General features: G+C 26.7%; 20 protein-coding genes. 15 read left to right on the top strand and 5 right to left on the bottom strand.

What is annotated here, in order from left to right; genetic code table 11:
• Positions 1-30: 30 nt before the first annotated feature.
• The gene (locus ACYUDJ_RS05045) at positions 31-1020 is read right to left on the bottom strand and encodes an acyltransferase (protein WP_043031130.1); all 990 of its coding nucleotides are present in this window, start codon (positions 1018-1020) and stop codon (positions 31-33) included.
• 435 nt (positions 1021-1455) lie between these two features.
• Between ACYUDJ_RS05045 and ACYUDJ_RS05050 the strand changes: the two genes are divergently transcribed.
• From ACYUDJ_RS05050 to ACYUDJ_RS05085, 8 genes are all read left to right on the top strand, one after another.
• Entirely contained in the window at positions 1456-2967 is a 1512-nt protein-coding gene (locus ACYUDJ_RS05050) for a DUF5050 domain-containing protein (protein WP_043031131.1), read from the top strand.
• Between the two features lie 416 nt (positions 2968-3383).
• Entirely contained in the window at positions 3384-4295 is a 912-nt protein-coding gene (locus tag ACYUDJ_RS05055; protein ID WP_003487412.1) for a phosphate ABC transporter substrate-binding protein, read from the top strand.
• 233 nt (positions 4296-4528) lie between these two features.
• A complete protein-coding gene (gene pstC, locus ACYUDJ_RS05060; protein WP_043031133.1) occupies positions 4529-5401 on the top strand; it encodes a phosphate ABC transporter permease subunit PstC in 873 nt (290 codons plus the stop codon).
• A gap of 35 nt (positions 5402-5436) precedes the next feature.
• On the top strand, positions 5437-6267 hold the full coding sequence (pstA, locus tag ACYUDJ_RS05065) for a phosphate ABC transporter permease PstA (RefSeq protein ID WP_003487409.1): 831 nt from the start codon (positions 5437-5439) through the stop codon (positions 6265-6267).
• Position 6268: 1 nt separating this feature from the next.
• A complete protein-coding gene (locus tag ACYUDJ_RS05070) occupies positions 6269-7015 on the top strand; it encodes a phosphate ABC transporter ATP-binding protein (RefSeq protein ID WP_043031135.1) in 747 nt (248 codons plus the stop codon).
• 192 nt (positions 7016-7207) lie between these two features.
• Positions 7208-7678 carry an HAD family hydrolase gene (locus tag ACYUDJ_RS05075; protein WP_042385794.1) on the top strand — a complete coding sequence of 157 codons (471 nt, stop codon included), beginning with the start codon at positions 7208-7210 and terminating at the stop codon, positions 7676-7678.
• Positions 7679-8277: 599 nt separating this feature from the next.
• Positions 8278-9729 (top strand): APC family permease, encoded by a 1452-nt coding sequence (locus ACYUDJ_RS05080; RefSeq protein ID WP_003487406.1) that lies wholly within the window; start codon positions 8278-8280, stop codon positions 9727-9729.
• 465 nt (positions 9730-10194) lie between these two features.
• Complete coding sequence (locus ACYUDJ_RS05085) at positions 10195-11682, top strand: APC family permease (RefSeq protein WP_043031137.1); 1488 nt, start codon at positions 10195-10197, stop codon at positions 11680-11682.
• 11 nt (positions 11683-11693) lie between these two features.
• Here ACYUDJ_RS05085 and ACYUDJ_RS05090 read toward each other — a convergent pair whose 3' ends face one another.
• A complete protein-coding gene (locus ACYUDJ_RS05090) occupies positions 11694-12221 on the bottom strand; it encodes a YhcN/YlaJ family sporulation lipoprotein (RefSeq protein WP_003487403.1) in 528 nt (175 codons plus the stop codon).
• 187 nt (positions 12222-12408) lie between these two features.
• Here ACYUDJ_RS05090 and ACYUDJ_RS05095 point away from each other — a divergent pair, with 187 nt between their 5' ends.
• The 5 genes from ACYUDJ_RS05095 (at position 12409) to ACYUDJ_RS05115 (ending at position 15717) form a co-directional block, all read left to right on the top strand.
• Positions 12409-13233: an SLAP domain-containing protein gene (locus ACYUDJ_RS05095; RefSeq protein ID WP_003487402.1), complete on the top strand. Its 825-nt coding sequence runs from the start codon at positions 12409-12411 to the stop codon at positions 13231-13233.
• A gap of 76 nt (positions 13234-13309) precedes the next feature.
• Positions 13310-14005, top strand: a complete 696-nt coding sequence (locus ACYUDJ_RS05100) for a M48 family metallopeptidase (protein ID WP_043031139.1) — start codon at positions 13310-13312, stop codon at positions 14003-14005.
• An 86-nt stretch (positions 14006-14091) separates the two neighbouring features.
• The gene (locus ACYUDJ_RS05105; RefSeq protein ID WP_004461553.1) at positions 14092-14430 is read left to right on the top strand and encodes a single-stranded DNA-binding protein; all 339 of its coding nucleotides are present in this window, start codon (positions 14092-14094) and stop codon (positions 14428-14430) included.
• Between the two features lie 237 nt (positions 14431-14667).
• Positions 14668-15219, top strand: coding sequence for a manganese efflux pump (locus ACYUDJ_RS05110; RefSeq protein WP_042385792.1), 552 nt, complete (start codon positions 14668-14670; stop codon positions 15217-15219).
• 63 nt (positions 15220-15282) lie between these two features.
• Positions 15283-15717, top strand: a complete 435-nt coding sequence (locus tag ACYUDJ_RS05115) for a Fur family transcriptional regulator (RefSeq protein ID WP_043031142.1) — start codon at positions 15283-15285, stop codon at positions 15715-15717.
• Here ACYUDJ_RS05115 and ACYUDJ_RS05120 read toward each other — a convergent pair.
• Positions 15714-16061, bottom strand: coding sequence for a hypothetical protein (locus tag ACYUDJ_RS05120; protein ID WP_042385790.1), 348 nt, complete (start codon positions 16059-16061; stop codon positions 15714-15716). The genes ACYUDJ_RS05115 and ACYUDJ_RS05120 overlap by 4 nt on opposite strands.
• Positions 16062-16326: 265 nt before the next feature.
• Here ACYUDJ_RS05120 and ACYUDJ_RS05125 point away from each other — a divergent pair, with 265 nt between their 5' ends.
• On the top strand, positions 16327-17385 hold the full coding sequence (locus ACYUDJ_RS05125; protein ID WP_003487388.1) for an HD-GYP domain-containing protein: 1059 nt from the start codon (positions 16327-16329) through the stop codon (positions 17383-17385).
• Between the two features lie 135 nt (positions 17386-17520).
• A complete protein-coding gene (locus ACYUDJ_RS05130) occupies positions 17521-18555 on the top strand; it encodes a rhomboid family intramembrane serine protease (protein ID WP_003487386.1) in 1035 nt (344 codons plus the stop codon).
• A 367-nt stretch (positions 18556-18922) separates the two neighbouring features.
• On the opposite strand, the gene ACYUDJ_RS05135 is transcribed toward ACYUDJ_RS05130, so the two are convergent.
• Both ACYUDJ_RS05135 and ftsH read right to left on the bottom strand, forming a co-directional pair.
• Positions 18923-20977 carry a methyl-accepting chemotaxis protein gene (locus tag ACYUDJ_RS05135; RefSeq protein ID WP_043031144.1) on the bottom strand — a complete coding sequence of 685 codons (2055 nt, stop codon included), beginning with the start codon at positions 20975-20977 and terminating at the stop codon, positions 18923-18925.
• Between the two features lie 1015 nt (positions 20978-21992).
• Complete coding sequence (gene ftsH, locus ACYUDJ_RS05140; protein WP_003487381.1) at positions 21993-23723, bottom strand: ATP-dependent zinc metalloprotease FtsH; 1731 nt, start codon at positions 23721-23723, stop codon at positions 21993-21995.
• Positions 23724-23753: the final 30 nt, after the last annotated feature.

A 23753-nucleotide genomic window follows, 5' to 3' on the forward strand; every position in this document is an offset into this window, starting at 1 on the left:
GCAGATACAATTTTTGTATCTGCCTTTGTTTTATAATAATTTTTTAAATTTATTTATTAATATTGATATTAGTAAACCTCCAATAAAACAAATAGAAAAACTAATTATAAAGAACTTGTAGCTTCCTATTATATATTTATTTTGTGTATAATATTTTTTAAGCCAATAAAGCAGTAATGGATGAGATAAATATACTGTGTAGGAATGATTTGATATGATATAAAATATTTTTTTTGAAGTTATGTTGTTAATGGAAAAACTCATTATGTACAATATAAAGAATATGCTAAACAACATAACAGATGGTCTTATAAAGGTTGTCCCATAATCTAAGTTGCTATTTATTTTTAAACATGAATATGTATCTTTTAATAATATATATGTAGTTATTAATAGTAGAATTAATAGTTTATTTTTATGTTTTTTTATAAAAATATGTATTCTATTATAATTAGTACAAAGATAAACTCCTAGTACAAAATAGAATATCCAATTAATTGTACTTTCTCTAGTTAGTTTTTCACTAACGTTTTTAGGTATATTAGGATACCTAAGCAATATATATATTCCCATATTGAGAAAAAAGGTAATAAATAATGCGAATTTAGTTTTAAAAAATTTATAAAATATAGGAAATATTAAATATAATATAATTATTATAGGAACAAAATAAAAGTGATAGTATAGCGTTCCATCAAAGATACTATGTATTTTATCATTATAAGTTAAGTTTGGATTTTCTATTAAAAAAATATATATAATGCACCAAACTAAATAATCTGGTATTATTTTTTTTAGTCTATGGATTAGGTAATATAGATATTTACTTTCTTTTTTATAGCTTAAGGCTAGGCCAAACCCAGATAAAAATATAAAAGCAGGTACTGAAAATCTTGTTAACTGGTTTAAAACAAGAGAAAAATTATAAGTTAAACTTTTATTATTGCTATTATATAATATAGTGCCTGTTATATGAATCAATATAACTGCTATGGTAGATAAAGCTCTTAATAAATCCATAGCTACAATTCTTTTGCTTTTTATTTTTATTACCTCCTTCAATATAAACAGAGTTCTTAGCTTCAGAGGGAGTTTTTACTACCACTAAAGCTTATTAACAGACTTCTTAGGAGTTTTACTCCTTAGAAGTCGTTATCCTTTAGGAGAAATCGTTATCCAGGGACGTACCCGCTCTTTACTCCCACTTTTAAGAAGATGGGAGTATTAGAGCGGGTAGTCATCGGATAAATTTTCAAATATTATTATATCAAAAATAAAAGATATTTACTAATATACTATATTAAAAAAAATAAAAAATAGTCGATAATTAACATATAAAATAAGAAGTTATTTAAATAAAAATATATTTTATTGTAAATTTAATAAAAGTTAAATAAAAGATTACTATACAAAATCTAAAATTTAGGTTTTATATAATTAAGTGAGGGTAGGTTTATGAAAAAAACAAGACAAATTTTATATTTAATTATTCTTATATTTTCCCTAAATGTTAGCAATGTTTTAGCAGCGGATAATATAAAGAAATATCCAGCACCGGATGTGGAAAAACGTTCCTATTCTACAACGGTAACATATAATAAGTATCTTTATGATAGTATATTAAATGGGCTTGTAAACTTAAAAGATAAGGTTGATACATCTACTTATTCCAAAAATGCTGATGAAGTTTTTAAGGTTTTAGAAAAAGTTTTAGATGATCATCCAGAAATATTTTATTTTGATTATGAGAAATGTTCCTTTTGGAGTAATGGTATACTAGAATTAGGATATAGAGAGAGTAAAGAAACAATAAATACTATGAAACAAGAATTAAATAGTAAAGTACAATCTATAACAAATAATGTGGTAACCGCAGATATGTCTGAACTTGAAAAAGAAATGGCTATTCATGATTATATAGTTTTAAATACTAAATATGATGAAGAGGCTTTAAATGGGAATATTAGCTCAGAGTTAATTTTTACTTCCTATGGATGCCTTGTAAATAACTTCGCTGTATGTGATGGTTATGCCAAAGCTATGCAGCTCCTATTAAATAAAGTAGGGGTTTATACTATAAGGGTAACTGGGAATGGTAATGGTGTTAGTCATGCTTGGAATATAGTAAGAATAAATGGTAAAAACTATCAAGTAGATGCTACTTGGAATGATCCGGTGCCAGATAGCGGCTATGTTCGTTATAAATATTTTAATATGTCAGATGAAGATATTGCAAAGGATCATTACTGGGTGAAAGCTGATTTCCCTGTTTGTAATGACAATTCTTTTAAGTATTTACACAAAGCAGACTATGTAGTTAAAGATTTAGATTATATTTATTATAGTAACAATGAAGATGATTATAATCTTTATAAGATGAAGATAGATGGAAGTAATAATCAAATGCTTACAGAGGATAGAGCTGTAAATTTAGTTTACTACAATGATTATATATATTTTAGTAATTATTCAGATGGAGGAACTTTATATAAAGTAAAAAATGATGGTACAAAATTAGAACAAATTTTGGACAACCATGTAGAAAATTTACATTATTCAAATGGGTACTTAACATATCATAATGAGGATCTTTCTAAAGATGATAAGATGAAATTAGAACAAGTAACCTATGAAGTAGAAGATAAAGAAAAGTTTAATCAAGTTTTCTCTTCCTATAAAGACTGGGGACAAGCTAAAGAAGTTCCACAAAATAAGATTTGGAAGATTAGTTTTAATAGAGCTGTAAATCCAGAGAATTTAAAAGATCAAGTTTATGTAATGGATAGTTCCTTTAATAAAGTAACAGATATAGATGTAAATGTTAATGAGGGTAAAAACATAGTAATAGCTAAAAAAACTTTATATAAAAGAGGTGGATTGTATTATTTAGTTGTTAGTAAACCTATTAAAGATATTAAAGGACAGGAAATAAAAGAACCAGTTGTAATGAGATTTAAGGTGTATTAAATTTAAATCGTTAATATTTAAATATTTTAAATAAAACAATATAGATATAGAATTTATAGTTTATAAGACTATTTATTCTATATCTTTTTATTTAGATAAATTTTTTAGGTAAGTTTATATTATCAAAGCCTTTTAAAATATATTCAAGTTAAAATTTTATTTGAACTTTTTTATTTATTCTATCAGTCAGCTTTTTATTTTAAAATTATTTGTAAAATAAAATATATGTTTATCAAGTAAATACATAAAAAACATATAAATAAAACAAATAGATACAGCAATTAGTATAAATAAAATTTATGTGGTATTTTGTAATAATATAACTAATGTTGTAAATATTATGATAAAATACTATGTGAGACATTAGGCTTAACATATATTGACTTAATAGTTACTATTATAAGGGAGGAATATTTATGAAAAAAAAGCTAGGTGTAATGTTAAGTGTGTTATTAACATCTGCATTACTTTTTACTGCCTGTGGAAGTAAACAGACTTCTAATAGTGATGAAGGATCTTCAAAAAAAGAATCAGGCAAAATAATGTGTATAGGTTCTTCAACTTTAGCTCCAGTAGTTTCTAAAGCAGGAGATACCTTAAAATCTAAGCATGGTACATGGAAAAAAATGAATGATAAACTTCCAGATGAAAATATAGAGTTAGCAGTATCTTCAGGAGGTTCTGGAGCAGGAGTAAAGGCTGCTTTAGAAAAAACAGCTAATTTTGGTTTAATATCTAGAGAAGTTAGTAAAGATGAAAAAGCTAAAATGAAAGAATACAATGAAATAAAACTAGGATATGATGCATTAACCCTTTCAGTTAATCCACAGAATCCAATATTAAAAAATAAAAAAGGTCTTACTTCAGGAGAAATTCAAAGAATATTCTCAGGTGAAGCTAAAACTTGGAAGGATGTAGATCCTTCACTTCCAGCTAATAAAATAGTACTTGTAGTTAGAGATGCAGGCGGTGGAGCTGCAAAAGTATTCCAAAAGGCTGTTATGGGAGATAAAAAAGTAAGCAAAGATGCTGTACAAGCACCATCTATGGGAGCATTAACTCAAAAGGTTATAGAAAATAAGGATGCTATAGGATATGCTTCAGTAGGTCTTGTAGATCAAAATAAGGGTAAGTTAATACCAATGGAAGTTGATAATATAGCCCCAACAAAAGAAAATATAGCTAGTGGAAAATATAAGATAGCTAGACCACTTTTACTTATAAAAGATGGTAAACTTACAGGAGTAGAACAAACTTTTGTAGATTTCTTAAAATCTGAGGAAGGTTTAAAAATAATTGATGAATCAGGTTTTGTTTCTATAAAATAAATTAAAAATTAATTGTGAATTTAATAAAAAATACAATTAAATTAGGCATTTTTAGGAGTTCTTATTTATTTTACGTATGTTAAGTATATAAGTTATTTTAAACTTATGATTAATGTATATACTTTAAAATAGATTAGGACTTCTTATCCTATTTAAATAATTTCTATGTATGGTCTGTATATAAAAAAGGAAATACAATAGGCTTATTTTATGCCATAGGATATATTGAGGAGGTGAAAATTTTGTATAAATTTTGGGATAGACTTTTTTATTACATAATAAAATTTTTTACATTTCTATCTATAGTAATTTTATCTTTGATACTTATATTCATATTGAAAGAAAGCTTAAATATATTCCAAAATGTATCCTTTATGGATTTTATAACTAAAAGTGTATGGGAACCCTCAGGAGAGACGCCTAATTTATCTATACTAAGCTTTATAGTATCTACCATATATGTGACTTTTTTAGCAGTAATAATAGCTCTACCTATAGCAATAGGTACTTCTATATTTTTAGCTAATATAGCTTCAAAAAGGTTAAGAAATATATTAAAACCTATAATAGATATGTTGTCAGGAATTCCATCTGTAATATATGGCTTTATTGGACTTTCTGTAGTTGTAAAATTTTTTGAGAGAAGATTAGGTGTCTCATCTGGAGAATGTATTTTAAGTGCAGCCATAGTTTTAGCCATTATGATACTTCCCTTTATAATATCTAATTGTACTGATACTATGATAAAAGTTTATGATAAATATTTTATTTATTCCAAATCTCTAGGCATATCAAAATGGTATATGATGAATAATTTAATAATTCCAGCATCTAAAAAGGCAATATTAGCTTCTATAATTTTAGCAGTAGGGAGAGGCATGGGTGAGACTATGGCAGTTATGATGGTTATAGGTAATAGTCCATTAATGCCAAAACTATTCGGTAAAGGAGAAACTATACCTTCCTTAATAGCCTTAGAAATGGGTTCAGCTCAGGTAGATAGTATGCATTATAATGGACTTTTTGCATCAGGATTGATACTTATGATAATGCTCTTTATTATAAATTCTATATTTTATATGCTAAAGAAAAATATACAACAATAATTTTATTTGAAAATTTTGTAGAAAAGGTGACTTGTATGAAAAAATCCTTAAAAGATATTTTATTGTTACTTTGGTACTTTTTAAGCACTTTTTTAGTAGTATTTATAGTTTTTTTTATAATAGCTTATGTGATTAAAAATGGTATACATACTATAAACAAAGATTTCTTATTAAATAACCCAAAGGGTATGCCTCTCGGGAAAGAAGGAGGAATATTTCCAGCTATAGTAGGAAGTCTATTACTTATGTTTATAAGCTCTATAACCGCATCAATACTAGGTATAGCTACGGCGGTTTATCTTACTTTATACAATAAAAATAAAAAAATAGACGGCATAATACATATAATAATACATTCCATATCCGGGATTCCATCCATAGTTTTAGGCTTGTTTGGATATTCATTTTTGGTATTCTTTTTAGATTTAGGAGTATCTCTTTTAGCAGGAGCTATAACTTTGTCTATAATGATTTTCCCATATATAGAAGTGGTTACGGAAAAGGCTATAGAGGAAGTAGATAAAAAATTAATAGTATCCTCTTATTCTTTAGGTATAGATAAGACCTATACTTTTTTTAAGATAATATTACCTCAGTGCATAGAAGAGATAGTATCTGGAATAATGTTATCTGGTGGATTTGCTATGGGGGCAACAGCACCTATTATGTTAACCTCCGCTGTAATTTCAGCACCAACACCGGATTCTATAATGTCACCAGTTATGGCATTATCTTATCATCTTTATATATTAATAAGTCAAGGTATATCCATGGAAAATGCCTATGGAACAGCTTTTGTTTTAATGAGCATATTAATAATTTTAAATTTTTTATCTATGCTAATTGTAAGAAGAAGGAGGGTGTAAATTGAATATAGTAGAGACAAATAATTTAAATGTGTATTTAGACAAAAATCATATATTAAAAAATTTGAATTTAAATATAGAAAAAAATAAGGTAACGGCTATAATAGGCCCTTCTGGTTGTGGTAAGTCTACATTGCTTAAGACTTTAAATGGCATAATAAAAGAAGCGATAAATTTTAAAATAGAAGGTGAGATTTACTTTAATGGAAAGGACACAGAAAGTATTCCTTTAGAGCTTTTAAGGAGAAAAATTGGTTGTGTATTTCAAAGTCCAGCGCCCTTCCCTTTTTCTATATACAAAAATTTTAATTATGTTTTAAAGTATTATGGAATAAAAGATAAATCTGAAGTAAAAAAGACAATAGAAGAAAAATTAAAATTAGTGGGTTTATATGATGAAGTACGGGATAATTTAAATATGTCTGCTTTAAAATTATCAGGAGGACAACAACAAAGATTATGTATAGGAAGGGCTTTGCTTCCAGAACCAGAAATACTTTTAATGGACGAGCCTTGTTCTGCCCTAGATATAAAAAATACGGCTATAATAGAAAAACTTTTATTAGAACTAAAGAAAAAATATACTATATTAATAGTTACTCATAATTTAGCCCAGGCCAAAAGGATTTCGGATAATACCATTTTTATGTTAAATGGAGAAGTAATAGAAAGTGGGGAAACAGAGAAAGTATTTAACAGTCCTATAAATGAGGAAACCAAAAACTATATAAGTGGAATTTATGGATAATCTATAATATAAGAAAATATCACGTAAATATTGGAATTATTTAATAATACAAGTATTCATTTAATATTAAATAAATATAAAGCTTATGTAAAGTTTAAATGTTTATTTACACAATTTAATTTCAAATTATACAATTATAAATACAGTATCTTGTGGTACAGTACATTAGATATGAAAGAAAGTAGGTATAGAATGATTTTTGTAGAAATTCCAGGTAGAGATAACCTTAATATTAAAAATATTGTTTTTGATTATAATGGAACAGTAGCAGAGGATGGAATTATGGCCTCTCAAACAAAAGAAAACTTAAAAAAAATAAGTGGAAAATTAAAGGTATACATAATAACTGCAGATACTTATGGAAATGTTAAAAAGCAATGTGAAGGTTTACCAGTAAGTGTAGAAACTTTTCCTAAAGGTAATGCTACTTTTCATAAAAAATCCTTTGTAGAAAAATTGGGATCAGAGGAAACTATGGTAATAGGTAATGGGATGAATGATATAGAAATGTTTAAGGCAGCTATTCTTTCTATAGCTGTAATAGGTGAGGAAGGCTGTGCAGGAAAACTAATAGCTCAATCAGACATAGTTGTTAGAAGTATAGAAAAAGTGTTTTCTATGATTGAAAATACCAATAGAATAGTAGCTACTCTTAGGGATTGACAGTAAAGTTAAAAACAATTCTCATAAAATATAGGAGTATAAATTTTTATAAAGGCCATTTAGAAATAAAAGAGAGTGTTGTTATATTAAAATTAAATATTTTTTATTAATTGAGAAATAAAAATAAGCTAATAAAAGCTATGAAATTAATGGGGAGAAACCTAAATTTCATAGCTCTTATTTATTTAAAATTAAATTTATAGATTGTAAAATTCTATAAATTAGATTTCAAAGGCTATTTTTATTATTAGGCAATAAGGTTTTTTAGTATAAACAGAGATTTATTAAGAAATTTATTTATAAGTTCAAGAAAATATGTATATATATTCAGAAATGGATAAATGAATAAATTTTTATAACCTAGGAACTAGTAAAATTTAAGCAAATTTATTAACAAAAGTAAAGTTTTTATAGTTTAAAATAACTTAAATATTAAATATTGGAAAATTTGTTGACAGTTTACCATTAAAAACATTATAATGAAGTAACAACATCACTAATGGTTAAGTTGCAAGTTGTAACTTATACCTTATAATATTGTTAAATAATCTTATTATTAAAATATTAAAAAATTAACTATAAATTAAAGGGGGATCATTATGTCTAGGGAAAATGACGTCAGTAGCAGTGATCAAAATTTTGAAAGGGTTCTATCGAAAAAGGATATTATGGCCTTAGCCTTTGGAGCTATGATTGGCTGGGGTTGGGTTGTATTAACAGGTGAATGGATACAGAAAGCAGGAAGCATGGGCGCTATATTGGCCTTTGTAATAGGCGGAATCGTAGTATTATTTGTAGGGCTAACCTATGCAGAACTTACATCAGCTATGCCAAAGTGTGGGGGAGATTTGGTATTTAGTTATAGAGCATTAGGCAAAAAAGCAGCTTTTATATGTACTTGGGGAATGATTTTAGGATATATTTCCGTTGTAGCCTTTGAAGCGGTTGCATTCCCTTCAGTATTAGAAAATTTATTTTCTGTTTCTTATTTGAAAGGTTATATGTATACAATCGCAGGGTATGATATTTATGCTTCTTGGGCATTAATAGGTTCTATAAGTGCCATAATAATAACAATAGTAAATTATTTTGGAGCAAAACCAGCAGCTTTTATGCAAAGTGTAGTAACACTTATGATTGCTTGTGTAGGAATTGCATTGTTCACAGGAAGCTTATTTAATGGAAGTATACAAAATATGTCACCTGCATTTGTTACAGGAGGTTCAGGAAAGGGCATTTTAGCAGTAGCTATAATGACTCCTTTTATGTATGTAGGCTTTGACGTAATACCACAGGCAGCAGAAGAAATAAATGTACCTTTTAAAAAAATAGGGAAAATAATAATTTTATCAGTAATCATGGCAGTGGTTTGGTATGCTATGATAATTTATAGTACATCAGTAGCATTAAATTCTAATGAAATAAATAGTTCAAGCCTAGTAGCTGCAGATGCCATGAAAAAGATGTTCGGAAATAGTGTGGTAGCATCAAAAATATTGATACTAGCTGGTATAGGAGGTATTTTAACTAGTTGGAATTCCTTCTTTATGGGAGGAAGTAGAGCAATATATTCTATGGCAGAAGCTGGAATGTTACCAAAATTTTTAGCTAAAATACATCCTAAATATAAAACACCGACTAACGCTGTAATATTAATAGGATTAGTATCAAGTATTGCACCATTGTTTGGAGAGAAGATGCTAGTATGGCTTAGCAATGCAGGCGGATTTGGTATATTAATATCCTATTTACTTGTATCTATATCTTTCTTAGTATTAAGAAAAAAGGAACCTAATATGGAAAGACCTTATAAAGTAAAACATCCTAAATTTGTAGGAACTATGGCTATAGTTTTATGTGTAGGAATGCTTTTAATGTTTATGCCAGGTTTACCATCAGGACTTAGCTGGCCCTATGAATGGGGAATAATATTAACATGGTTTTTACTTGGAGGTATATTCTATTTAGTTGCAAGTAAAAAAGCTGCAAATGAATCTAAGCATACTAAATATAAAGAGGATTATTATACCAATAAAAAAGTTAGTGTATAGTTAATTTATAAATATTATAACTAAAACAAATAAAAATAAATTTAATATATATCTTTATGATTATGTGTGAAAATAATTTTATATTAAAAATAAATTATAGTTTTTATTTTAAAATTTAATAGGTTGCCTTAGAATAGATTTAATTTTAATATTTCAGATGTTAAAATTAAATCTATTCTATTTTTATAAAATTTATAAATATTTATAAAATTTCATGAATATTCAAAATATTATTGACAAATTTGGAAAACTCATATTATAATAAAGTAACAACTTATGTAAATGATATGAGTTGGTGGAATTAATGCCTAAAGTTAATTTTTTATTTAAAGTATGAAACAGATTATGTAAGCAAAAATTATTTTGGGGTAATAATTTTATATAAATTATGTAATCTGTATTTTTTATAATAATTTAAAAACATATTTTAAAAAAAATTACAGAGGTAAAATAGGGGGTTGCGTTATGTCTAAGGAAAGTGCCGTCAGTGGCAGTAGTAATGAAAATTTTCAAAGAGTTCTATCGAAAAAGGATATTATTGCATTAGCCTTTGGAGCTATGATTGGTTGGGGTTGGGTTGTTTTAACTGGTGAATGGATAGGAAAAGCTGGTAGTATAGGAGCTATATTAGCTTTTGCTATGGGTGGAGTAATGATACTTTTCGTAGGGCTTACTTATGCAGAACTCACAGCTGCTATGCCTAAATGTGGAGGAGAGCATGTTTTTAGTTATAGAGCATTAGGAAGAAACCCATCTTTTATATGTACTTGGGCCATAGTTCTAGGTTATGTTTCAGTAGTTGCCTTTGAGGCAGTAGCATTTCCAACAGTGTTAGAATATCTTTTCTCATCTTCTTATTTAAAAGGGTATATGTATACCGTTGCAGGTTATGATGTATATGCTTCTTGGGTAATAATCGGTTCTATAAGTTCAATAATTATAACAATAATAAATTATTTTGGAGTAAAACCAGCAGCAGTTATGCAAGGTATAGTAACACTTATGATTGCTTGTGTAGGAATTTCTTTATTTGCTGGAAGTATGTTTAATGGAAATATACAAAATATTCAACCTAGCTTTGTAAATGGAGGAAAAGGTATCTTATCTGTAGCAGTAATGACCCCTTTTATGTATGTGGGATTTGATGTATTACCACAAGCTGCAGAAGAGATAAATGTACCTTTTAAAAAAATAGGCAAAATAATAGTTTTATCAGTAATAATGGCAATAGTTTGGTATGCAATGATAATTTATAGTACATCTAGAGCTTTAAATGCCAGTGAAGTAGCTGCATCAAATTTAGTAGCTGCAGATGCTATGCAAAAGGTTTTCGGCAATAGTCCATTGGCATCAAAAGTATTGATATTAGCAGGAATAGGTGGTATTTTAACTAGTTGGAATTCTTTCTTTATGGGAGGAAGTAGAGCAATATATTCTATGGCAGAATCTGATATGCTTCCGCACTTTTTAGCTAAACTTCATCCGAAATACAAAACTCCTACAAATGCTATAATATTAATAGGTGTTATATCAACCTTTGCACCTTTACTTGGAAGAAATATGTTAGTATGGCTTAGTAATTCAGGAGGGTTTACTATAGTAATATCATATTTAACAGTAGCTATATCCTTCTTAGTTTTAAGAAAAAAAGAACCAGATATGCCTAGACCATATAAAGTAAAGGGAGCTAAATTTGTAGGTACTATGGCTGTTGTTTTATCTTTAGGTATGCTTTTGATGTATCTTCCAGGATTTCCATCAGGACTTATATGGCCTTATGAATGGGGAATAATTATAACATGGTTTGCACTAGGTGGCCTAGCATATGCTTTTGCAACTTATAAGACTAGAGGAAAGGTAAGAATAGATCCAAGTAGAGATCCGGTAGAAGAGGTAAAAGAAATTATAGTTGAAGAAAAAACAAATAAAAACGCAATAATAGGAAAGTGCTAGGCACTTTCCTATTATTGTGGAATTATTCTATTGAATAATTCTTTAAATTCAGTACCAAATTCTTGAATGCCTCTTCCTTCTTTAATACCATCTGCTATTTTAGTTATTCTATCATATACGTCTGCATCTGCAGATACAGCTACAGTATCTATTTCTTTATCTGTTTTTTTTACAGTATCCTCTACTTGTTTCTTTAAGTCACTTGTCATTTTTCCTTCGGCAGAATTAGGGATGGTAACTCCTACTAGAGCTCTTCTTTCAGATATAACTACTCTAGCTTTTTCTATACCTTTTATCTTAACTAATTCATCTGCTATTTTTTGAGATCTTTTAGATAAATCCCCATTCATTGCTGTTGTATTCTCTTTTGCTTTTTCCTCTGCACTTTTAGTCGTATTCTCTGCTTTTTCCGTTACATTTTTAGTAGCATTGTTTGCCGGAGGATTTTTTGCGCTTTTGTTTGTGCAACCAGTGCCTAAAAGTAAAGATAAACTTAATAGACCAGTGGTAAATAACAATTTTTTATTATTCTTTATCATTTTTATCACCTCAATCTATAGTTTATACAGTTTATAAATTTTTATTTAAGAAATTTAATTTTATTTAAAAATAGAAAATATATAATTTTAATTAAATATATAATTTTACTTCAAATTAAGTTTGATTTAGAAATTTGTACATATTATAATATAATTTGTAATATAAATTATATTTGGAGGAATTTAGATGAAGCAGCAAAAAGAAGTTAATAGAGAAGAAGCTTTAGATATAAAGTTATCATTATTAGAAAAAGATCAAGAAGTAATGTCAAAGGTACAAAAAGAAATACTTGAGGAGGAGCTAGATGAATTAGTTCCTATAAAAGAGGGAGAAATTAATGTAGCGGGCATATATGCATATGACCTTGGAGATAAGTACGAAGTTAAGGCTTATTTAAGAAATGGTATAAAAAAAGAAATAAATTTTGAAAAAATTCCTTTTAAAATAATAAATTCTAAGGGAGATGTTTTAGCATCCCAAATTTTTGATTTGGAACCAATGGGAAATATAGCATCTTATTGTGCTAGACCTTGGATTTTATATTTTGATAAAGAAAATGTATTTGTAGATAAAATACCCGCGGATGATTGGAAATTAGTTTTTGATAATTCTTTAAGGGCTGTTAGAAATTTAACAGTGGATATTGAGAATTTACCAGAGGGAATTGATGCTGAAAGCAGAAAAGTTTATACAGACTTTTTAGAAGATCTTCCAGATTTAAAAGAAGGAGAAGTAAGTTTTTCAAAATTTAGTATAGGTATAAATGAAGAGGGGTATTTATTGGTTACTATAGTTGTTAGAAATGGTTGCAATAAAGGAATAAATATAGAAGAATTACCTATGACCATCAAAGATGAACAAGGGAATTTTGTTGCTTCAGAAGTATTTAAACTAGAAGATTTAAAGGTTAGTCCAATGAAGGCTAAAGTATGTAACTTTGCTTTCCCATTACAAATTAAAGAAAAAGCAGTAATATCTCTAGATTCATGGAAAATAGAATATAATATTTAACATAGGCAAAAAGGTGTCTCAAAATAAAATCTATTTTCAGGCACTTTTTTTGTTTAAGATAAAAGAAGGATATAAAATGAAAGATATAATTTTAATGGGAGAAAGGTTTCAATATATTTTAAAAATAAAAAAAAGGAAAACTATTTCTATAAAAATTAGCAAAGAATTTGTTATAGAAGTTACAGCACCTTTAGGGACCAATGAATTCACTATAGAGCAGGTTCTTAAAAAAGAGGAAAAATGGATTATAAAAAAAATAAAAAGGCTTAAAGAGGTAGAAAATTTTCATGGATATTATTATCTAGGTCAATTGTATTATTTAGAAATTAAAGAGGTAAAGTCTTTATATTTTAAATTAGAAGTAAATAATAATAAATTTATTATTTATATAAATTCTGGTATTTTAAAAGATAAAAGAGAAGTGATAATAAAAGATAATTTAGAAAATTTTTATAAGGAGCAGGCTATAAATGTATTAAAAGAAAGAACAGATTATTATTCTAATATATTAAAAGTTGCACCTAAAAATATAGTAATAAAAAATCAAAAAACTTTATGGGGAAGCTGTTCTTCTAAAGGAAATATAAATTACAATTATAAAATAGTTATGGCTCCTTTAGAAATTTTGGATTATATAGTAGTTCATGAACTTTGCCATTTAGTACATATGAATCACTCTAAAGATTTTTGGTATTTAGTTGAAAGTGTAATCCCAGACTGGAAAAAAAGAAGAAATTGGCTTAAAGAAAATGGATACAAACTAAAAATTTAATAGCTTTAATAGTTGTCTCTGATTATTATCTCTAACAATGGATATAAATATAAATAGTAAAAAACAGTTATTGTGGAGGTAGTAGTATGAATAGAGTTATGCTCATAGGCAGATTAACTAAAGATGCAGAACTTAAGTATATAGAGGATAGAGATGTTTCTTTATTAAGATTTGTAATAGCTGTAAATAGATATTACAACAAAGAAAATTCTAAAACTGATTATATACCTATCGTTGTATGGGGAAGACATGCAGAAGCTATACATAAGTATATGGAAAAAGGTAAACTAATTAGTGTTGTAGGAAGAATACAAGCTAGAAATTATGAAGATAAAAATGGTAATAAAAAGTATGGAATAGAAATAGTTTCTAATGAAATAAAATTTTTAGATCCTAAAAAAATAGATAAGGTTGTTAGCAATTAAGTAATTAATCTTTAAAAATAATAGATTAAGTCCTAATAAAAATCTGTGTGTATCCCTCTATAAATATTTTAAATAATATATTTTTAAATTTTCTTAAGAGTTTATTTTATAGATATAGAATTAATTTATAAAAAATTAAGTTGTTTATTAAATAACTTTGCTCGTTATAAAAGTAGTATTTTATATATATAAATAATTAAGAATGTATTTATTATTTAATATTAATAGGGGGATATGATGGAAGTACAAGAGCTTTTTTTATTAGGGTTAGCACTTTCTTTAGATGCTTTTGGAGTAATACTGTGTATAGGTATAAATAAGAGTATTACTTTAAAATCAATTATGATTTTTGTCTTTTCCTTTGGATTTTTTCAGTTTTTTCTTTCTTTCTTAGGCGGTTATATGGGAGTTATTTTTAACAAATATATATTTCCCATGCCAACTATTGTAGGTGGATTAATAATAATAATAGTAGGAATACTAATGATACTAGAGGGTTTTAAACAAAAAGAAGAAAGTATATTTTTAAATAAAAGCATGTACTTTATATTAGGTATTTCGGTTAGTATAGATGCTTTAATTATAGGTTTTACAACTTTAACTTATATTAGTAATTTATTTTATTTATTTATGAGTTCTTTGTTTATAGGATTAATTGCTGCAATAATCTGTAGTTTAGGAGTTATTTTATCTAAATATATTAAAAAAATATCTATAATCTCAAGTTATGCAGATTATATAGGAGGAATAATATTAATATTATTTGGCTTAAAAATCTTATTTTTTTAAAATTATCAATAAGTATTGAGTTATGTTTACTAATTATTGTATTATTATCATAAGGTGATAATTATGATAGAAGAGGAATTATTGAAGAAAAGTAATTTAAAGATAACAAAAGGTAGGATAAATATTTTAAGTATACTTATAGAAGCAACTTATTCTTTAGATGTGGAGAGTATATTCAAAAAATTAAAAGAAAAAAATATAAATTTAGATTTATCTACTATATATAGAACACTAGAAGTTTTTGAAAATAAGGATTTAATAGAAAAATTTGATTTAGGAAATTCAAAATATAATTTTAGGTTTAAAAGAAAAAAGCATACTCACACTATACAGTGCAAAGTATGTCATAAAGAGGTACAAATAGAATGTCCTTTATTTCATCTTGATGAAATAGTAAATAAAGAAACTGGGTTTTCTAATATTGATCATCATTTAAAAATAGAAGGTGTATGTGAAAACTGTATAAAGCATAATTTTATAAAAGAAAAAAAGGATTAAGGCATATTTGGAGTTATTTCTTTTGAATATTTATGATTTTCATATATTTTTTTTACTTTCCATGCTCCATTTTTGCTCTTAGTAAGAAATAAATTGTAGGATATACTTTTATGTGGAGAGCTATTACTAGTTCCATAGACTTTTACAACAGCTACATTACCGTCAGAAAAAGTTAGGTTAAGGCTGTTAATAGAATGCATTTTATATTTATTAAATAAACCATGGGTCATATGTTGTTCAACTACATAATTTAAGTCTTTATTTTTGTAAATTTTAAATTTATAGCTTAGGGGTAGAAACAATAAAAACAAAATACATATTATTAAGATTAATTTTTTTTTCAAAACAGACCTCCCTATATAGATGTGATAATATAATTTTACCTTAACTTGAAATAAAAGTAAATAAATACATATATTTAAATTGTATCTTAAGCATTGTTTGAAGTTATACGAATATATTAGAGTATTTATTTTTAATATATATTTTTGATATATAAGCTAATTTTATTATGAAAGGATTTTATAATCTACAAGTAAAAAGTATAAATAACAATGTTTTCTAATTATATTTATTTTTAGGCGGATTAATATAGGTTATGAGGTGTTTATGATAATGCGACTTGAATTTATTAATAGAGTTAAAGAAAATGATGTTTTAGGAAGAAATATTTTTTCCGAAGATGGACAAGTTTTACTTAAATCTGGTATTAAGTTAACAGGGAATTACATAAAAAAATTAAGAAATCTAGGTGTTTTTTATATTTATATAAGGGATGAAAGATTAGAAGATGTAGTAATAGATGATCCTAAATTAATGGAACTTAAGCAAACTACTATGAAATCTATGACTGATCTTATGAAAAACATACATGATTTTAATGGTAAAAGCTTAAAGAAATCCTTTAATCAAGTGGAAGAAATGATAGATTATATAATAGATATGGGGGATGTAAATAGAAGTCTTTATGATATTAAAACCTATGATAATTATACATATATACATAGCTTAGATACTTGTATAATGACTACATTTATAGGCCTATCTAGTGGATTAAATGAAAAGGAATTAAAGGATGTAGGTATAGGGGCAATACTTCACGATATAGGAAAAACTCGAATATCTAATAAAATAATAAATAAAGAAGGTCCATTAACAGATGATGAATTTATGGAAATAAAAAAACACCCTATTTATGGTAGCGAAATACTAAAAAAAGATTTTACAATGTCTGATACAATTATAAAAATAGTAGAACAACATCATGAAAGAATAGACGGTAAAGGATACCCCTATGGACTCAAAAGAAAGGATATTTCTAAATATGCAAAGTTAGTTTCTATATGTGATGTATATGATGCCATAAGTAATGATAGATGTTATAGAAAAAAATTTACTCCAAATGATGCCTATGAGCTTATATTATCTGGTTCAGGAACTATGTTTGATGAAGATTTGGTTAAATCTTTTAAAAATACCTTTGCAATATATCCTTTAGGTTGTAGGATTAAATTATCAAATGGAGAAGAAGGATATGTAATAAATCAAAATAAAGGTTTCCCAGATAGACCTATAATTAGAATTTTTAAAGATAACAATATGAAACTTTTTTATCAAATAAATCTGCTTAAAAATCCTAGTTTAGTTATAAAATCCATAGTTATGTAAAGGTTGTTAATATAAGTATAAGCACAACATATAGTTTTAAATTATATGTTGTGCTTATATGTATAATAATATATATTGGTTAGTATAAAGGAATATTTTTTAATGGTGTCTAAAAATATTATTTTTATTTAGGAAGTGATTGATATAGATAATTTTATAAAAGACATTATAGAAAAACTTATGAGTATGAACAATTATAATGTTATGGAGATAAATAAAAATGTGGGACTAGAGAGTAATTGGATAGCTGTTAAAGAGAAAGATGATTTTTATGATGTATTAATTTTTTCTAGTAACTTTGCAATAAAAAATTTAAATAAGGAATATATAAAAGAGTATATTCAGTCTTTGCTTATGGACAAAAGGATAAATTTAAACATAGCTATATTGACAGATGAGGAAATAGATAATTCTTTAATTAATTTTTTAGATAGTAATTTAATTAAAGATATGTCTTTTATATTAGATTACAATAATAGAAATATAGTATATGCTGGAGAAGGGACTAGAAGCATTGTAGAAGATATAGTAAGTGTTCCAAGACAAAGAGAAAATATTTATTATAATGAAAATAATATGAATAGCCATGAGAAGTCAACTATTACTAAAATAATAATAGGCATAAATATTTTTATGTACTTAATAACAGCCTTTTTATCAGGAAGTATATTTACCAGTGATATTAGAGTGTTAATATTTTTAGGGGCAAAAGTAAACTCTTTTATAAATAATGGCGAGTATTATAGGTTAATAACAGCAATGTTTTTACATGGAGGATTAATTCATTTAGCATTAAATATGTATGCATTGAATTCTATAGGACCTTTGGTAGAAATATATTTTGGCAAAGTAAAATATTTAATTATTTATTTTATATCTGGAATATTAAGTTCTTATTTTAGTTATTTATTTTCATCCTCAGTTTCTATAGGAGCCTCAGGAGCTATATTTGGCACATTAGGAGCTACTTTTATAATAGCTTATAAAAATAGGAAAAGAGGGGGAAAAGAATTCTTAAATAATATAATATCAGTTATAGTTATTAACTTAATATTAGGATTTTCTATCCCCAATGTGGATAACTTTGGACATATCGGTGGATTAATTGGAGGAGTAATTGTAACACTTCTTTTAATGAACAGAGCGCAGGGGAGAGAGGATAGAGGATAGGATAGAGGAGAGAGTACAGAGTATATAGTGTAAAATTTATAGAATATAAGGTATAGGTGGTACAGGATACAAAGTATAAAGTAGAGAGTACAAAATATATAGAGAAAAAAAGTATAAAATATAGATAAGAGTAGGAAGTAAAAAAAGAACAGAGAATAGATAAAAATGTTTTGTTTAAAAATCTTTTTATCTACTCTATGTTCTTTCTAATCTGTTATCTAGGATACTGTCTCAACATAGATTTAATTTTAATGTAGCCAAGTTTAGAACTTCTTAGCCAAATAAAGTGGCTTATGAATGTACTTTTTATATTGGCGGTGTTAAGATTAAATCTATTTATATTCTTTTATTTTGATACAACTTCTTATTAAATTTTAAATATATTTATATCTTTTTCAAGTTTTAAAGACATTTGAGAAAGATTAGTTGCAACTTCAGCTACTTCTTTCATTATAGCTGTTTGCTCTTCAGCAGAAGCTGCAACATTTTGTGTATTACTACTGGACTCTTTTATTATTGAGTCTATTTTTTCTAAAGAGTTTACAACAGTTTCTGTGCTAGCAGTTATTTCTTCTACTACTGCAGATACATCTTGCATTTCTCTAGAGACCTTATCAATACTAGATAATATATTTTCAAAAGAATTTTTAGTATTTTGTACTATTACTATACCCTCATTAACATTATCAGTTTCAACTTTCATAGAGTTAACTACTTTTGCAATATCATTTTGAACTTCTTTTATAATATTTCCAATACTTCCAGCTGAGGCAGAAGATTCTTCAGCTAATTTTCTTACCTCTTCAGCTACCACAGCAAAACCTTTCCCAGCTTCTCCTGCACGGGCTGCCTCTATAGCTGCATTTAGCGCTAATAAATTTGTTTGCTCTGCAATAGATGTTATTAGGGAAACTATATTGTCTATATTATTTGATTTTTCTTCTAGTGTAGTTACAATATTTGCAGAGTCTGTTACGCTTTCTTCTATATCTTTCATTTTATTTATAGCCGTAGACACTGTTATATTACCTTCTTCAGCTTTTTTATAAGTTGCCATGGAGTAGTCAGTAACAGATTGAACATTATTAGATATTTGTTCCATGCCTCTATATATTTCTTCTAAATTTTTAACGGAATCCTGAGAAGTTTTTGACTGAGTTTCACTTCCAGTCGCTATATCAGATATAGATTGTGCTATTTGATCTGAAGCACTTTGAGTTTGCTCAGCACTAGCAGACAATTCTTCGGATATAGATACTATATCTTTAAGGCTTATATTAAAATTATTTATTATATTATTTAGGGTGTTTTTCATACTATTTAAATTTTTTCCCATGGCTCCTAATTCATCTTTACTATCTATGGATAATGATTTAGTTAAATCTCCGTTAGAGATAGTTTCTGAAAAAATATTAACTCTGTTTATATTTTTAGTTAAGTAATTGCTAAACCATAAGATAAATATAATTATTAAAGCTAAAGCAATTAATATAAATATTATACTTTTTATTAAGAGTTGTTTTAAAGGGGCAGTAACTTCTGATTGATCTATGGATAAAGCTATAATCCAACCAGTTTCAGGTATAGAATCATAATAAACTAATTTTTTTATATTTCCTTCTTTATATGTACCTGTTCCTTTTTTATTAGATAACATTTCTTTTCCCAAAGTTGATAAACTATTTTCAGTTTCTTTTGTAATATTCATCTTTATAATCTTACTTTTGTTAGGATTAGTTATATAATTACCGTCTTTATCTAATAATATAGCCTTACCTGTTTTACCAAACTTCACATTAGCTATCATTTTTTGTAGACGATCTAAGTTTATATCAGCAGTAGCCACTCCAAGAAGATTACCGCTTTTATCCCTAAATGCAGCAGAAGTTGATACCATAGTTATATTACTAAGCTCATCTAAATAAGGTTTTGACCAAACACATGAAGCAGTAGAAGATTTAGCTGATTTATACCAATCATAATTCATATAATTATAAGATTCGGTACTATACTTATCGGTGTAAACTACTTTATTACCGTCTTTAAAGCAATAAGGACCAAAAAACTTTTCTTTGGCATTAAATTTGTAAGGTTCGAACCATATACCTGTTCCAAAGGTTTCATCATTAGTTTTTATAAAATTTCCAACTATATTTTTATAAGTATCTTTAGGCATAATATCCTTTGAAGATTCTACAGTTTTGGAAAGAGTTTCAGCTATTTTTTTATGAGTTAATAGTGATTTTTCTATATTTTCACTTATAGCTTTAGTCTGGAATTTCATCTTATCTTCTATTTCATTGGAAATTATGTTTTTAGAATTACTATAACTTAAAATGGATAAAAAGACCATAGATAATATAGTTAGTGGTAGAATAGTACATAAAATTAAAGTTTTAATACTTTTAAAATTAAATTTCATTTCAAATCTCCTTGTGTAAAAATTATATTGTAATAAGGATAATAATTATTATAAATAGTTAATTATTATTATATATGGTTAATTATACTATAGATATAATATAATTAACAAGAAAAGTGTCTAAAATTGAAGTTAATACCTAAGAATACCATCGAATTAGGTAGAAAAGTAACTATAAATCACAAGAATTTTTAAATTTTACTACAAGGATATATTTTTTATTTGTTTTTGTGTACTTTTAGTAGAAAATTATTATAACAATTTTTATAAGGTATAAAAAACAAAGAAATAGTTTTAGAGAAAACAGATATTCAGGAAAATAATTAGAATTTTATACCAATTTGAGTTGTATTTTTAACCCCATACCCAGTTTTTTCTCTCAGCAGGAAATTATTAAAACAACTTTTAGAGGTATTAAAACGAGAAATACTTTTAGAGAAAATAGATATCTAGAAAAATAATAAGAATACTTTATTTGTGAACTAATATTTTAAGAGTGAAGTAAACAGGACTTTTATTCAGAGAAAAGAGCACAAAGTATAGAGAACAGATTCGAAAACAAATTTAATATATAAAACTCTTATAAATGATGACTACCAGCTCTAAAACTCTACTCCTATATTCTCTAAGGAATTATACTAACTTCAGCCTATTAAAAAGAGGGATATGTGGCGTAAAAGGCATTCGAAAAAACTTAGAGATTCTTATTTGTTTTTTGAAAATATTTTTTGTTCTACTATTTAATATTTAAAGAGTTATACTATCTTCCCTTGGTTTAAAAAATAGGGATATGTGGTGTAAAAAGCATTTGAACAAGATTAGAGATTCTTAATTGTTTTTTCAAAATATATGTATGTTCCAAATTATTGTCTGAGCGTTCAGCGAGTTTAATTTGGAACCATATATTTTAAGAAAAAACAAATTAGAATCTCTTATCGAAGTGAGTTGCTTTTCTAGCCACATATCCCATTTTTAAACCAAGGGTAGCATAACTACCTTTTAAGTTGTAATTTCCTTATTTAAAGTCTTCTTCATAAAGCGTTTCTTTTTCTAATAGTTTTTCAGATAATGAATCTAACTGGTCCTTTTCTTTTAGTAATGTATCTTTAACAGCTTTATAAATATTATCTATCAAAGATTTACACTCTTTGATTATATCATTTTCATTTATGCTTAATTCATGTTTTAAACTTCCCATATTTAATAAGCCTAAGGTTTCACCCATACCATATTCTGTTACCATTTTATAAGCAATGGATGTACTTCTTTGAAGGTCATTATGAGCTCCTGTGGTTATGTGATCTTTTCCAAATATAATTTCTTCAGCAGCACGTCCACCTAAAAGTACCATTATTCTATTTCTTAAGTATTCTTTACTTTGATATAGGCTATCTTCAGGAATGCTTAAAGTATATCCACCAGCACCTTTTGTACTTGGGATTATAGTTACTTTAGATATTTTTTCCTTAGGTAAAAATATGGATGAAATTAAAGCATGTCCTATTTCGTGATAGGCAGTTATTTTTTTATCTTTATTTTTTATATAATCTCTATTTTGTTTCTCGTAACCTGCCAATACTACAGAAAAGGCTTTATCAACATGATAATCTTCAATCTTAACACTATTTTCTTTACAAGCTAATATAGCAGCTTCATTTAATAGATTTTCTATTTTAGCGCCAGAGAAATAAGCAGTTTTTTTGGCCCAATCTTTAATATTTATATTACCTATAGGTTTATTTTTTAAATGAAGATTAAGGATTTTTTCCCTAGCTACTACATCTGGTAAGTTTACCTCAATGTGTCTATCAAATCTACCTGGTCTTAATAGAGCTTCATCTAATATATCTAATCTATTTGTAGCCGCCATTATAATAATACCTTCTTTTTCATTAAAACCAGACATTTCTGTAAGCAGAGCATTTAAAGTTTGGTCTCTTTCTTCAGAACCACCAGCTTTTTCACTGGATCTTTTTTTACCAATTGCATCAATTTCGTCTATAAATATTACAGCTTTACCTTTACTTCTGGCTTTTTTAAATAATTGTCTAATACGACTGGCACCCACTCCTACATATACTTGGACAAAGTCAGAACCAGACATAGCATAGAAAGGAACTCCAGCTTCCCCAGCAACAGCTTTTGCCATTAAAGTTTTACCTGTACCTGGGTCACCATATAAAATAATTCCTTTAGGCATTCTAGCACCATAAGAAGAATACTTTTCAGGATTTTTCAAAAAGTCTACTATATCTTTTACACTTTCTTTAGCTTCTTCATTTCCTGCAACGCTGTCAAAATCAAGTTTTATATTTTCAACTTCATCCGCATCTAAAGAATCCACAGAAGAAAGTTTTTTATTTTTAAAAACAGCAGAATCCTTTAATCCAATAAAAACTATAGAAAGAACGGAAAGAACAAACAAGGATAGGGGAATTACTTCTTTAGGTGTGGTAGGAGAACTTTCAGATATTTTCACACCTTTTTTTAATAAATTTTCCTTAAAATTAATGGATCTTGGATTATCTGTTTCATAGATTTCCTTTGAATTTAGTTTTACTTTCATAGTAGGGGTATCTGTCATGTATACTGTAGATACTTTTTTTGCATTTAGATCTTTTAAAAATTCATTGTAGTCTCTATTTGTTTTTTTAGAACTATAGAAGTTAAAAGAAACCATAACTGCTATAGATAAAAGAGCAGTTAATATAGGTAAAATAATAATCTTATTTTTAATTTTATTCATTAAGTAACTCCTTTCTAACTAATAGGAATT

Source organism: Clostridium sp. CTA-6, from assembly GCF_054768115.1.

What these genes read in the sequence shown, in the direction of transcription:
- ACYUDJ_RS05075 (WP_042385794.1), top strand. Translation starts at nt 7,208, where the DNA reads ATGATTTTTGTAGAAATTCCAGGTAGAGATAACCTTAATATTAAAAAT.
- ACYUDJ_RS05080 (WP_003487406.1), top strand. Translation starts at nt 8,278, where the DNA reads ATGTCTAGGGAAAATGACGTCAGTAGCAGTGATCAAAATTTTGAAAGG.
- ACYUDJ_RS05085 (WP_043031137.1), top strand. Translation starts at nt 10,195, where the DNA reads ATGTCTAAGGAAAGTGCCGTCAGTGGCAGTAGTAATGAAAATTTTCAA.
- ACYUDJ_RS05090 (WP_003487403.1), bottom strand. Translation starts at nt 12,221, where the DNA reads ATGATAAAGAATAATAAAAAATTGTTATTTACCACTGGTCTATTAAGT.
- ftsH (WP_003487381.1), bottom strand. Translation starts at nt 23,723, where the DNA reads ATGAATAAAATTAAAAATAAGATTATTATTTTACCTATATTAACTGCT.
- ACYUDJ_RS05115 (WP_043031142.1), top strand. Translation starts at nt 15,283, where the DNA reads ATGATAGAAGAGGAATTATTGAAGAAAAGTAATTTAAAGATAACAAAA.
- ACYUDJ_RS05050 (WP_043031131.1), top strand. Translation starts at nt 1,456, where the DNA reads ATGAAAAAAACAAGACAAATTTTATATTTAATTATTCTTATATTTTCC.
- ACYUDJ_RS05110 (WP_042385792.1), top strand. Translation starts at nt 14,668, where the DNA reads ATGGAAGTACAAGAGCTTTTTTTATTAGGGTTAGCACTTTCTTTAGAT.
- ACYUDJ_RS05100 (WP_043031139.1), top strand. Translation starts at nt 13,310, where the DNA reads ATGAAAGATATAATTTTAATGGGAGAAAGGTTTCAATATATTTTAAAA.
- ACYUDJ_RS05055 (WP_003487412.1), top strand. Translation starts at nt 3,384, where the DNA reads ATGAAAAAAAAGCTAGGTGTAATGTTAAGTGTGTTATTAACATCTGCA.
- ACYUDJ_RS05135 (WP_043031144.1), bottom strand. Translation starts at nt 20,977, where the DNA reads ATGAAATTTAATTTTAAAAGTATTAAAACTTTAATTTTATGTACTATT.
- ACYUDJ_RS05045 (WP_043031130.1), bottom strand. Translation starts at nt 1,020, where the DNA reads ATGGATTTATTAAGAGCTTTATCTACCATAGCAGTTATATTGATTCAT.
- ACYUDJ_RS05095 (WP_003487402.1), top strand. Translation starts at nt 12,409, where the DNA reads ATGAAGCAGCAAAAAGAAGTTAATAGAGAAGAAGCTTTAGATATAAAG.
- pstA (WP_003487409.1), top strand. Translation starts at nt 5,437, where the DNA reads ATGAAAAAATCCTTAAAAGATATTTTATTGTTACTTTGGTACTTTTTA.
- ACYUDJ_RS05125 (WP_003487388.1), top strand. Translation starts at nt 16,327, where the DNA reads ATGATAATGCGACTTGAATTTATTAATAGAGTTAAAGAAAATGATGTT.
- ACYUDJ_RS05105 (WP_004461553.1), top strand. Translation starts at nt 14,092, where the DNA reads ATGAATAGAGTTATGCTCATAGGCAGATTAACTAAAGATGCAGAACTT.